The organism is Sphingomonas immobilis, assembly GCF_030580995.1.
Taxonomy (GTDB): domain Bacteria; phylum Pseudomonadota; class Alphaproteobacteria; order Sphingomonadales; family Sphingomonadaceae; genus Sphingomonas; species Sphingomonas immobilis.
In genome coordinates this window covers 143625-156285 of sequence record NZ_JAUQSZ010000009.1, presented here as the reverse complement: position 1 = coordinate 156285, position 12661 = coordinate 143625, and the positions used below count along the sequence as shown (strand labels likewise).

The window sequence follows — 12661 nt, the reverse complement described above, 5'->3', positions numbered from 1 at the left end:
TCACAATATAGGGCAGATTTTTACGAACGATCCGGCTTTTGTTCAGGGCGCTCGATCTTCAGCCGAGCGGATGCCGCAGGCGGCGGAAGAGGCCGCGTTTGGTGGTGGCCTCGAACATTTCCGACGGGCTTTCGGGATCGAGCACCTCGTTGTCGGCGAGCCAGGTCTCCACCGCGTTCAGGTCGGGGATCTCGAACGGCCGCAGCGAACGGCCCTTGCCGCGCAGCGCCTCGATCGTGGCGATGATCGATCCGCGCCGGTCGATCTCGCTCGCGACGCGCTCGGGCGTCGTGCCGAGATGTTCGGCGATCAGCCCGTCGCGAATGGCGCGGACGGCCTTCATGCCCCTCGGGCCCGCGTCGATCGTCACGTCGCATTCGGTATCGAGGCCCATCGACCGGTTGTTCATGTTGGCGGACCCGATGCGCAGCGTGCGGCCGTCGACGATCATCACCTTGGCATGGACGTAGATCGGCTCACCCTTCGCGGTGAAGGGATGATAGAGTCGCAGGCGATCATGCACGTCACGCTGCCGCAGCGCCGTCACGAGCCGCGCGCGTGCCGTATCCATCGCCACCGGCTCCAGCCAGCCCTGCGCGGTCAGTGGATTGACGATTACGATCTCCGGCCCGTCCGCTTCGGCCAGCCGCGTGGCGATTGCCTCGGCGATGCGGCGCGACGCGAAATACTGGCTCTCTGCGTAGATGCTCGCTCTGGCCGCACCGATCTGTTCGACGAATAGCGCCTCGATCTCGCGCACCTCGGGACAGTCCGGCATGTCGGGGCGGGTGCGGGCGATGCCGACGGCGACGTCCCGGAAATCGGGCACGAGCTTGTCGGGCCAGCACTCCGTCTTGCCCGCGACGGGCGCGATGATACCGCCGCCCGCCCGCTCCCACCGGTCGCGCGCCAGCTCACCGAGCGCGGCTGCGACAGGCCCCTCCAGCGCCGTCGTCGCATCGTGCCAGGGCTTGTAGGGCTTTCCGTTCGGCAGGACGCGGCGAGTTTCCCCATCGCGATGCTTCCGCGTGTCCCAGCGCTCGCTCGTCATGTCGATGCCGCCGCAAAAGGCGAGGCAATCGTCGATCACCACGATCTTCTGGTGATGCGATCCGCCGGTCGGATGAAAGCCGTCGAGCTTGGTGTGGATGCGGGGATGGCGCATCCAGCGGAACAGCGTGCGCAGGTTGGAGCCGCGCAGCACCGTCTTGATCGCGCCGACGTCCCAGCGCAGCAGGTACACTTCAAGCTCCGGGTTGCGCTCGACCAGCCAGTAGATGAAGTCGCCGACGGCGGCGGGCTCGCCCTTGCCGCGCCCCTTGTTGACGAGCGCGATGCGCGCGTCGAAGTCCCAGCCGATCAGCATGATGCGCCGCTTCGCCTTCAGCATCGCTCGCCTGGCGTTGCTGAAATAGTCGTCGGCATCGACGATCACGCTCATCCGGCCGGCCTTGGCGACGCGCCAGAATGTCTTTTCGTCCAACCCCAACGCGGCCTCCCATTTGCGAATCCGCTCTAGGGGCGGCGGGGGGCGCTGAACAGCGTTGCCGGGATCGCTTGTCGCCGCCGGCAGACCTTATTGCTTCGTGTTTGGCACCGATGGCGTAGTCGGCTGGGGTGCCGCGCCGGGCGCGGGCGGCGGGGGAGCGCGATCGGGACCATCGCCGTCGTCCCCGGCAAGGTCGCGGGGGCCGTGGCCGCGATGATCGTGGCGTCCAGGTCCACGATGACCGACCTCGATCACCTTTCCGGCCGGGTCGACCAGAAACGACGGCCGCAATCCTCCATGTTCGAACCGGCCCTGTACGCTGACGATCGAACCTGCGGGCGCGAGGGAACTATCCTCTCCGGCCGGACCGGCGTCGATCAGGGTCTTGCCGGTGCCGTCATCCAGTACGAACTGGTTTCCGTACCGCTCGGCAACGCGGCCTTTGACCGTGACGATACCGGAACCGTCGGTCAGGCCCTTGATTGCGGTTGCGTGAATCGGCGCCATTGCGATGGCGGGGTGGAAGGCGTGGCCCGCAAAGGCACCCGCACCTCCCCCGATCACGAGCAATGCGATGGCAGCCGCCCCGAGTTTGAGGCGGCGGCGCAGCGACGAGGTTTCGATATCGGACATTTCAGGTTCCTTCAGCGGTTGATGGGTCGCTTGTACCGGGCGGGGGCGGATGCTGGCTGAACCGCGTTGTTCAGTTTCGGTTTAACCCTGCGGGGTAGCGCAAGCGGGAGAGAAGGACGGCGATGCGCGTATTGCTGGTGGAAGATGACGAGGCGCTGGCGGAGGCGATCGCGCGCGCTTTGCGTGCCGAGGCGTTCGCGGTCGATATCGCCGCCAATGGCGAGGACGGCGGCCATTTCGGCGCGACCGAGGCGTATGACGTCGCCGTGCTCGATCTCGGCCTTCCGAAACGCGACGGCCTGTCGGTCCTCGCCGATTGGCGCGCGGCGGGACGGACATTGCCCGTCCTGATCCTCACCGCGCGAGACGGCTGGTCGGACAAGGTGCTGGGCTTCAAGGCCGGTGCGGACGACTACCTCGTCAAGCCGTTCCGCGTGGAGGAACTGGTGATGCGATTGCGCGCGCTCGTCCGCCGTGCGGCCGGACATGCCGCGAGCGTGATCCGGTGCGGGCCGCTCGCCTTCGACAGCGCGACCGGCCAGTTCGAGCTGGACGGCCTTCCCCTGAAGCTCACGGCGTTCGAGTGGCGCGTGCTGTCGGCGCTGATGCTGCGCAAGAACGCCGTGATCGAACGGCTCGACCTGCTCGAACGGGTCTATGAGGGCGATGCCGATGTCGATTCCAACTCGCTCGAGGTGATCATCGGGCGGCTGCGGCGCAAGATCGGCACGACCTTGATCGAGACGGTGCGCGGGCTCGGCTACCGCGTGACGGACGGAGGCTGATGCGCCTCCTGCCCAGATCGCTGTCGGGCCGCCTGCTCGTGACGGCGGCCGTGACGATCGCGGTGGCGCTGCTGCTCGCCGCCTTTGCGATCGGTCACGTGCTCGAACGCTTCGTCATGGCCGGCCTCGACGACCGGCTCGACGCGCAGATCGCCATCGTCGCACGCGCCGTCGAGGCGGACGGCAGGCTGGATGCCGCCAAGGCGATCGATCTGCCGCCGTTCGATCAACCGGGTTCGGGCTGGGCATGGGAGGTTATCGGTCCCGCCGGCACGTTGCGCTCGGCCTCGTTGCGGGGCGGGGATCTTCCCCTGCCGCGCGGGCGGGACTGGAGCCCGTTCGGGCGCGGCGATGAAAGGCATGGCCGCATCCGGCAACGTCCGCATCCGCTGGAGGGCGTCGATACGGAGGGCCGCGCGATCCATTACCGGATCGCCACGCTCCCCACCCTGCGCGGCGACGCGATCGTGCTGGCGGCGGGCCCGCGCGCGATCGTCGACCGTCCGCTGCGCGCGGCGATGTTGCCGCTTCTGCTTTCCGTGATCCTGCTGGCCGGGTTTCTCGCGCTGGCGCTGATCGTTCAGCTCCGCATCGGCCTGCGACCCCTCGTGGCGTTGCGTCAGCGCGTGATCGACGTCCGTGCCGGGCGTATCCGCCATATCCGCGCGGACGAACCGACGGAACTGCTGCCGCTGGTCGAAGAACTCAACGCATTGATCGACGCCAACGAACAGGCGCTGGAGCGCGCGCGCGGGCATGTCGCCAATCTCGCCCACGGCCTGAAAACCCCCCTTGCGACGCTCAAGCTCGATCTCGCCCGGTTCGACGCCGCCGGCGAAGGGCGTTTGCGCGCTCAGGTCGAGCGTATGGAAGGGCAGATACGCCATCACCTGAGCCGCGCGCGCGCTGCCGAAGCCGGGATCATGGCGGGGCGGCAGTTGCTCGCGCCGCGCCTTCACGATCTGGCCGCCGCGCTGTCGCGTATCCACGCCGATCGCGCGATCGTGCCGCTGATCGCGGTCGATGCGACGATCGGTGTGCAATGCGACGCGCAGGATCTCGACGAGATGCTCGGCAACATCCTCGACAACGCCTGGCAACACGCGAAGAGGACCGTGCGCGTGAAAGCCAGGGCCGTCGATCGCATGATACGCATCGAGATCGACGACGACGGGCCAGGTCTGCCGCCGGATCGCATTTCGGACCTGAACGTGGCGCGTCGCCTCGACGAACGCGCGACGGGTTACGGTTTCGGGATCGCGATCGCCCGTGAGCTGGCCGAGCTGCACGGCGGCACGCTGACCCTGCGTCAAGGTGATCTGGGCGGGCTGGCGGTGGACCTCAACATCCCCGATCGCGGGCCGTAATTCGGTCGATCCGCCCCGCATCGCCACTGGCCGACCGTGGCTAATCGCTTGCTGGACGTATCGATGCGGCGATATGCACATGGATGATGAAGAAACGATACGGTGCGCCCGGTTCGCCGACGATGGCGACGATCGCGCGCGACGGCGCGATCCGCATCCGCGATCGGCTCAAGGACGTTATCGAGACCTGGGGCGAGTGGATCTGCGCGCTCACGTTCGAGGCCGTGCGCGAGACCCTGGCCGCCGCCGTATCGGACAGGCGGATCAGCCGCCTCGCGCTTGCCGATGCGGTGATCTGCGTCGATGCCCTGCCACGCACGGCGCTCGGCAAGATCGACAAGAAGGCGATCCGTGAAAGCCTGGCCGACGACGCGGTCTCGGGAGGGCGGCCGTGACGATCGACCTCCAGGCGTACCGCGACCGCGTGATGACGGCGGACGCCGCCGCCGCCCTCATCCCCGACGGCGCGCGCATCTGCATGGCGCTGGGCGTCGCGCAGCCGCCCGCGCTGCTCGAGGCACTGGCCGCCCGCGCCGCGCGGGGAGAGATCGAGGGGGCCAGCCTCTATTACCTGCTGTCGACGGCGACCGCCGGGCAGAGCGTGCTGCGTCGCGAGCTGAACGGCCGTCTGCGCCCGATGAGCCTGTTCCACAGTTCGGTCGAGCGCGCGCTCGACGTCGAGGCCGCGAAGCTCGGCGCGTCTTCGGTCGATATCCTCCCCGTCGCCTTCAGCCGTGCGCCGAAGATGCTGTGCGACGAGATCGGCGTGGACACGCTCGTCACGCAGGTCGCGCCGATGGACGCGAACGGGGAATTCAGCCTCGGCACCAATATCGATTATGCCCATGCGGCGGCGCGGCGCTGCCAGCGCGTCATCGTCGAGGTCAACCGCCACATGCCGCGCACGCGCGGCGTGAGCACGATCCCGCTTTCGGCGGTGACGGCCATCGTCGAACACGACCGTCCGCTGGTCGAGATCCCATCGACGGTTCGCCGCCCCGAGGATGACGCGATCGCCGCGATCATCGCCGGCCTGATCGATGACGGTGCCTGCCTCCAGATGGGAATCGGCGCCGTGCCGGAAGCGGTGTGCGCGGCGCTGCGCAATCATCGCCATCTCGGCATCCACACCGAATTGATGACGCCGGGCCTCGCCGCGCTGATGAAATCCGGCGTCGTCGACAACAGCCGCAAGACCCTTCACCCCGGCAAGACCGTCTTCACCTTCGCGATGGGGGACGCGCCGTTCTACGATTTCATCGGCGACCATCCCGATATCGAGGGCCATCCGGTCAGTTATGTGAACGATCCGGCGGTGATCGCGCGCAATGCGAACATGGTTTCCGTCAACGCCACGCTGGAAATCGACCTGCAGGGCGCCTGCAATTCTGAGGTGATGAACGGACGCCAATATAGCGCGGCGGGCGGCCAGCTCGATTTCGTGCGCGGTGCCTCCGCAGCGCCGGGCGGAAAATCGATCATCGCCTGTCATTCGACCGCCGCGGGCGGCACGGTATCGCGCATCGTGCGCACGCTGAGCGGGCCGGTGACGACGCCGCGCAACGATATCCACGTCGTCGTCACCGAATTCGGCGCGGCAGACCTGCGGGGCAAGTCGATCCGCGAACGGGCCGAAGCGCTGACCGCCATCGCCCATCCGCGCTTTCGCGACCAGCTCTCGGGCTAGGCGGGCATCCACGCCATAACGCCGATGATCGAGTGGCGCGTATGTGGGGCGACCATGGGTGTCGTAGCGGCCGAAGCGGCGAGTCTTGCCCGGAAAGTGTGCGCTATGTGGACAGCCGGGCATCGCCACTCGCATGGAGGCGTCGCAATGCGTCGATACCGTATTCCAGCACCATCGCGTTCGCTCGCGGTGCGCCGTGCGCTGGCAACCTGACGAATGGAGATCAAGATGTCGGCTCTCATCCAGCCCACGCCCCGCGCCCAGGCCTTTTTCGATGCGCCGCACCGGCTGCTGATCGGGGGCGAATGGGTCGAGGGCAGAGCCGAACCGATCGCGGTCGAGAATCCGTCGCGCAACGAACATCTCACTACCGTCGATGCGGCGTCCGACGAGGATGTGGACAGGGCGGTCGCCGCGGCGCGCGTCGCGCTGAACGGTCCATGGGGGCGGATGAGCGGGCGCGAGCGTGCCGGGATCCTGTTCCGCTTCGCCGACCTGCTCGACGCCAATGCCGAGGAGATCGCCGAGGCGATGGCCTATGACAACGGCCAGTCGCTGGCGGCCTGTACCGGCATCGTGCGGGTGCTGGCGTGCGAGATCATCCGCTATTATGCAGGCTGGGCGACCAAGATCGCCGGCGACAGTTTCCTGCCCAGCCTTGGTGGCGCGCGGGCGAACACGCAGTTCATGGTATCGACCCTGCGCGAGCCGATCGGCGTGGTCGCCGCGATCGTGCCGTGGAATGCGCCGGCGGGCATGATGGGGCTCAAACTCGGGCCGGCGCTCGCGACCGGTTGCACCGTGGTGCTCAAGACGGCCGAGCTCGCGCCGCTGACGGGCGAGTTCTTCGGCCGCTTCTTCCTGGAAGCGGGCGGCCCTCCCGGCGTCCTCAACATCCTTCACGGGCTCGGCCACGAAACGGGCGCGGCGATGGCGCGCCATCCCGGCGTCGACAAGATCAGCTTCACCGGCTCCCCCGTCGCGGGGCGGTCGATCGTGCAGGCGGCGGCGGGGAATCTCAAGAAGGTGACGCTGGAACTCGGCGGAAAATCGCCGATCATCGTCTTTCCCGACGCCGATCTCGACGCGCTCGTGCCCGCGACGGCGCTGGCGTGCTTCGTCGCGAGCGGGCAGGCTTGCATGGCGGCGACGCGGCTGTTCGCCCATGCGGACATCTATGACGAGCTGGTGCAGCGCGTCGCGGATCATGCCGATGCGCTGACCATCGGCGATTCGCTCGAGCCGGGCATCTTCCTCGGCCCGCTGATTTCGGCGCGGCAGCGCGCGCGCGTCGAGGATTATATTCGCACCGGCATCGCCGAAGGCGCGCGCGTCGCCAACCGCAACGGTTTCGTGCCGTGGGAAGGCGCCGGAAACTTCGTGCGGCCGATCGTCTTTGCGGACGCCACCGCCGACATGCGGATTGCCCAGGAGGAGATTTTCGGACCCGTGCTGACCGCGATCCGCTTCGACGACGAGGCGGCGATGCTGCGGGACGTCAATTCGACGACCTATGGCCTTTCGGGCTCGGTATGGACCAACGACATCACCCGCGCCCTGCGCGTTGCGCGCCAGGTCGACAGCGGCCAGGTCGGCATCAACGTCCATGCGGCGGTCAGCCCGGAGACGCCGTTCGGTGGAAATCGTGAATCGGGGTGGGGCCGCGAATTCGGCGAAGAAGGGTTGTTGCCCTATCTCAAGACCAAGGCGATCAGCATCAACCTGGGGCCGCGCGACTGACACGCGGCGGGGCGATCGACCCCGCGCTTTCTTTCTGAACGACATCGCCCGCGCCCCGGTCCGATCGCCAGACCGGGGCGCGGGATTTTCGTGCCGGGGCCCGGCGCAAGACACAGAAAAGGGAGCCCGGCGATACGCCGGGCTCCCCCTTCAGGACCGGTGAAGCTCGGTCAGAAGCTGGCGGAAACCGTTACGCCGTACGTGCGGGGCAGCGGAAGATACCCCGAAAGATTGCCCTGGAAATCGTTGAGCCGGGTCAGCTTGAGCACCTGTTCCGGCGTCTGGTTGTTGGTGAGATTGTCGACATAGGCGGTGATGCTGTACTTTTCGGTCTTGATGCCGGCACGCAGGTTCACGCCGATACGCTCACCATAATATGCGTTGTCGTCCTGCTGGGCATATTGCTTCGATTCGTAGCGAACGTCGGCACGGCCGAACCAGGAAATCGTGTCGGTCACGTCGCCGTTGAAGTCCACACCGCCGCTTGCCGTCAGCTTGCTGACCCGCGGAAGCTGCAGGCCCGCCAGATTAAGCGCGAGCCTGGTGGCGCCGGAGGCCGTGGTCACACGAACGACGCGGCTCTGGTCGCAATAGGGCGTCGTCGCGCAGATCGTGCCGAACGAGAAGTCGAGCGTTCCCGCGCTGAACTTCGGATCGACATAGGCGATACCGTAGTGCAGGCCGAAAAAGCGATTGGGACGGAAGCTCGTCTCGAATTCGAAGCCGCGATTGCGCGCGCCGCCGAAGTTCTTGATGACGAGGCCGGCATTGGTGGGATCGTCCGACGGGCCGTTGATCTGGAAGTTCGTCGAGTCGATCTGGAAGATGGCTGCGTTGACCTGAACGCGATTGTTCCAGAACGAGGACTTGAACCCGAGTTCGTAGGTCTTGCTCGTCTCCGCGCCGTAATAGCGCTCCGAAGCGATCGTGGCGCGCGGATTGACGCCGGCCGGCTTCACGCCCTGCCCATAGCTTGCGTAGACCATGATGTGCGGCGTGATCTTGTACTTCGCGGACAACCGGTAGGAGTCGGTGTCGTAGCTGAACGTGTACGGCGCCAGCGTGACGATGGGATTGGTCAGTCCGCTCGTGTTGTACGCATCGACCGTCGCGTGTCCGCGGCGATACTCGCCCGACAGCGTCATGCCGGCAAACGGATCATAGTCCGCGCTGATGAATCCCGAATAGCTCTTGGTGGTCGAAAAGCTGGCCGTGGCGGCGGCGTTGGCGGGTGCGCCGTTTACCGTCAGATAGCGAAGCGCGGTCGGATCGACCAACGTCACGCCGGTGGGAAGCGGCGTACCGTCGACACTGATGATCGTGTTCGAATAGCTGTCATTGGCCTGGTAGAAACCACCGAAGGCGAAGCGCAGCGGCTTGTTCTGCGGCGAGGTGTACCGCAGCTCCGCGTTCCAGCCCTTGTCGTTGTTGTCCGACCCGAAATATTCGAGCAGATTGTAGGTACGGCCATCGGACCCGACGAACGGGATGCCGCTGCGCGTGCCGGTGAAATCGTTGAAGCGGTGCGTATCGCTCTTCTGATATCCGACGAGCAAGCCGATGTCGCCGTAGCCGATGTCGTAGTGCGCGCGGACGTTGCCGAGGAACACTTCGCGCTGATTGCCCGCGACGCCGGCATTCTTGGGGATGCTGGCCACTTCCAGCGGGTTGAAGTTGAGCGAGCCGCAATAATTGGTGAACTGGCCGCGCGTGTTGACGTTGGTCGACAGGGCGCCGCAATTGTTCGTCGCGTAGACGAGCGGGGTCACGTCGAAAACGTCGTTGCCGTAGTAGAAGCTGCCGGCGATCGAAAGGCGATCCGTCGGCGTGAAGTTCACCGAGGCGCGCACGTCTTTCTTCTCATACCCGCCGGTCTTGTTGCCGTTCACCGAGTCCCGGAAGCCGCCGCCGTAATTCTCGTAGTTGCCGGCGACGCTCACCGCCAGCAGATCGCTGACCACGGGCACGTTGACGAAGCCCTTGAACTGGTAAAGGTCGCCGGATGCGGCGGTCGCTTCGGCATCGAGCGAGAACGTGTTGCCCGGCACGCGGGTGACGTAGTTGATGACGCCGGAGTAAGCGTTCTGACCGTAAAGGGCCGCGACAGGGCCTTTCACGATCTCGACCCGCGAGATGTCGAGCATCGAAACGTTGACCGACGCCGCACCTGGCAGCGGCACCGCATCGATGAACGACACGACGCCCGAATTGCCGCCGAGACCGACGACACCGCGGATGATCGGCTGCGTCGTATATTCCGCGCCGCCGCTGTTGATCGTCACGCCCGGCGTCAGGTACGCGATGTCACGGATGTTGCGCACGCCCGCGGCCCTGAGCTGTTCGCCGGTGATCGCGCTGATCGCGAGCGGGACTTCCTGCAGCGATTCTTCCTTGCGCCGCGCCGTAACGACGATGTCGCCCGGGACTTGCGACTCGGCCTGGTCGGCGGCGGGGGCTTCTGGCGCTTCGATCGCCGCCGTGGCGGCGGGCGCGTCCATCGCGAAGGCGGGCGTGGCCGAGGCGGCAAGCGCCGCGAGCGAAACCGCCGATCGCATGAGGGCGGCCTTCGCCCCGCGCGGTGTAGTTGTGAAATTCGACATCTAATCTGGCCCCTTTGTCGGCATTTTCGATTGCTGAAAAGTTACCCTGCGTACGTTCTGCTGATCTCCGGCGTGCCGGGCCCGCTTGATCCGTAACCGTCGTCTGGAAAGGGAACGCGGGCCTTTGCCCGTCATCATCCTGCAACCAAAGGGGCCTAAAGGCCGCTTGGCTCGATCCGTACGTCGACAGCGTTGAGTTTACGGACAGAAACGGGCGGAATTAGTGCAATTTGGTTGAGCGGCATTGCGCTTTACGCAATGCGACCTCCCGCACGCTCGCCGAAGGCGAGAGTGTCCACAGACCGAACGTCTGACAGCTACGGCTCGATTGTCTCCGGGGCACCCTTAAGCCGGGCGCACAACCCCGGGGAGAAAGTCGTGGCCCACCGCATATCGAAATCGTTCGCCGAAACCGAGCACGGCGACATCTATGTCCAGCAGGCCGACGGGGGCGGTGCGGCGATCACCCTGCTGAGCGTGACGTCGTTCGGCAGTGCGCTGGTCGGCGAGGCACTCGAACTGCTCGCCGCGCGCGGATACCGGGCGCTCGCGATCGATCTGATGGGATATGGCCGCTCCGACAAGCGCTATGGCCTCTGGCCGGTCGAGCGATTCGCGGACGCGACCGAACAGGCGATGGCCGCGCTGGGAATCGCGGAAACCACGCTCGTCACCGGGCATTTCGCCGGCCTGACGGGGATCGAACTGGCGGCGCGGCGGTCACCGGCGGTACGGCGTCTCGTCCTCGACGGAACGCCGTACCGGACGCCTGACGAACGCGCGGCGTTGATCGAGAAGGGCATCACGCCGCCGGTTCCGTGGCGGGAGGACGGCAGTCACGCGGTCGATCACTGGAAGCATTTCCACCATCTCGCGCACATGCTGAACCCGGATTTCGCATTGCCGGCCGTGCCCGACGCGCGATATCGCCACGCCTATCTCGCGTTGCTCGAGGTGTTTGCGTTCGGGCCGAGCACGATGGACGCGCTGACCGGCTTTCCGATCGAGGAAAAGCTGGCGGCGATCGGCGACCTGCCGGTCCTGTTGCTGACCAGCGAAACCGACTGGAATCGCGGCACCTATCATCATTTCACCGCTGCGCTGCCCGGCGCGGCGCGGCATGCCTTTCCCGGAGTCCACCCCATTCACGACCTGTCCCGCACCGGCCGCGCCGCGGAATACGTCGATGTCATCGAGCGTTTCGTGACGGCGTGAGCGTATTACAGCGCGGCGGCGTAGAGCCGCCGCGCGTCCTCCTCGTCAATCGGGCAGGGATTGTTGATGAGCAGCCGCTGCTGCTTCATCGCTTCGCCGGAGAGGAGATCGAGATGATCCTCCGTCACGCCGACGGCGCGCAGCCGGTCAGGCAGGCCGCAGTCCAGCGCAAGCGCCGTCACCGCCTCCACCAGCCCCTGCGCGCGGGCCTGATCGCCAAGCGGCGCCAGTGCGGGATCGATGATCGCGCCGAGCTCGGCGTATAGCGGCATCGCCGCCGCCATATTGTGGCGCAGGACGTGCGGCAGCATCAGCGCGTTCGACAGGCCGTGCGGCACGTGGAAATGGCCGCCCAGCGGATAGGCGAGCGCGTGGACGCCCGCGACCGGCGCGTTGGCGAAGGCGATGCCGGCCAGATGCGCGCCGAGCAGCATCGCCTCGCGCGCCGCGAGATCGTCACCCTGCGCGATCACGCGGCGCAGGTTCGCCGCGATCAGGCCGAGCGCCTCGCGCGCCAGCATGTCCGACAGCGGATTCTTGAGCCGGGCCGAAGTATAGGCCTCGATCGCGTGGACCATCGCGTCGATGCCGGTCGCGGCGGTGACATGCGCGGGGAGACCCGCCGTCAGTGCCGCATCCAGGATCGCGTAGTCGGCATAGAGGGCCGGTGCGACCACGCCCTTTTTCTCCGCGCCGCCGACCGTGACGATCGCGACCGGCGTCGCCTCCGATCCGGTGCCGGCGGTGGTCGGCACCAGGACCAGCGGCAGCCGCGCGCCGCGCGCCTGATCGACCCCGTAGATCGTATCGAGCCCGTCGCCCGAGCCGAGCAGATAGGCGGCAATCTTGGCAACATCCATCGGACTGCCGCCGCCGAAACCGATCACGGCGACCGCGCCCGCCGACCGTCCGGCGGCGGTGGCCGCCTCCACCGTCGTCGCGGACGGATCGGCCTCGACCGCGTCGAACACCAGGACTGTGCGGCCTGCCGCTTCAAGCGCGGCGATCGCGCTGTCGGCAAGGCCCAGGCCGCGCACGCCGGCATCGGTCACGAACAGCACGGCACCCGCAGGCAGCAGGGCGTCCATCTCATCGGCGCTGCCGGCGCCGACGATCAGCTTGGGGCCATAGGTAAAACGCATGTC

10 protein-coding genes are annotated in these 12661 nt (G+C 66.8%); 6 read left to right on the top strand and 4 right to left on the bottom strand.

Annotation, left to right across the window (positions count from 1 at the left end; all coding sequences use genetic code 11):
* Positions 1-58: 58 nt before the first annotated feature.
* Positions 59-1441, bottom strand: a complete 1383-nt coding sequence (locus Q5H94_RS13855; protein ID WP_304561950.1) for a phospholipase D-like domain-containing protein — start codon at positions 1439-1441, stop codon at positions 59-61.
* A gap of 135 nt (positions 1442-1576) precedes the next feature.
* A complete protein-coding gene (locus Q5H94_RS13850; RefSeq protein ID WP_304561872.1) occupies positions 1577-2122 on the bottom strand; it encodes a hypothetical protein in 546 nt (181 codons plus the stop codon).
* A gap of 122 nt (positions 2123-2244) precedes the next feature.
* On the opposite strand from Q5H94_RS13850, the gene Q5H94_RS13845 reads away from it, so the two are divergent.
* The 5 genes from Q5H94_RS13845 (at position 2245) to Q5H94_RS13825 (ending at position 7701) form a co-directional block, all read left to right on the top strand.
* Complete coding sequence (locus Q5H94_RS13845; protein WP_304561871.1) at positions 2245-2907, top strand: response regulator; 663 nt, start codon at positions 2245-2247, stop codon at positions 2905-2907.
* Positions 2907-4274: a sensor histidine kinase gene (locus Q5H94_RS13840; protein ID WP_304561870.1), complete on the top strand. Its 1368-nt coding sequence runs from the start codon at positions 2907-2909 to the stop codon at positions 4272-4274. Before Q5H94_RS13845 ends, Q5H94_RS13840 begins: the two co-directional genes overlap by 1 nt.
* A gap of 122 nt (positions 4275-4396) precedes the next feature.
* A complete protein-coding gene (locus tag Q5H94_RS13835) occupies positions 4397-4669 on the top strand; it encodes a hypothetical protein (protein ID WP_304561869.1) in 273 nt (90 codons plus the stop codon).
* Complete coding sequence (locus Q5H94_RS13830; RefSeq protein WP_341850111.1) at positions 4666-5961, top strand: acetyl-CoA hydrolase/transferase family protein; 1296 nt, start codon at positions 4666-4668, stop codon at positions 5959-5961. The genes Q5H94_RS13835 and Q5H94_RS13830 overlap by 4 nt, the downstream gene beginning before the upstream one ends.
* A 228-nt stretch (positions 5962-6189) precedes the next feature.
* On the top strand, positions 6190-7701 hold the full coding sequence (locus Q5H94_RS13825; RefSeq protein WP_304561868.1) for an aldehyde dehydrogenase family protein: 1512 nt from the start codon (positions 6190-6192) through the stop codon (positions 7699-7701).
* Positions 7702-7871: 170 nt separating this feature from the next.
* Here the strand turns inward: Q5H94_RS13825 and Q5H94_RS13820 are convergent, their stop codons facing one another.
* A complete protein-coding gene (locus Q5H94_RS13820; RefSeq protein ID WP_304561867.1) occupies positions 7872-10301 on the bottom strand; it encodes a TonB-dependent receptor in 2430 nt (809 codons plus the stop codon).
* Positions 10302-10679: 378 nt separating this feature from the next.
* Here Q5H94_RS13820 and Q5H94_RS13815 point away from each other — a divergent pair, with 378 nt between their 5' ends.
* Positions 10680-11516, top strand: a complete 837-nt coding sequence (locus tag Q5H94_RS13815; RefSeq protein ID WP_304561866.1) for an alpha/beta hydrolase — start codon at positions 10680-10682, stop codon at positions 11514-11516.
* Positions 11517-11521: 5 nt separating this feature from the next.
* Here Q5H94_RS13815 and Q5H94_RS13810 read toward each other — a convergent pair whose 3' ends face one another.
* Positions 11522-12658 carry an iron-containing alcohol dehydrogenase gene (locus tag Q5H94_RS13810; protein WP_304561865.1) on the bottom strand — a complete coding sequence of 379 codons (1137 nt, stop codon included), beginning with the start codon at positions 12656-12658 and terminating at the stop codon, positions 11522-11524.
* Positions 12659-12661: the final 3 nt, after the last annotated feature.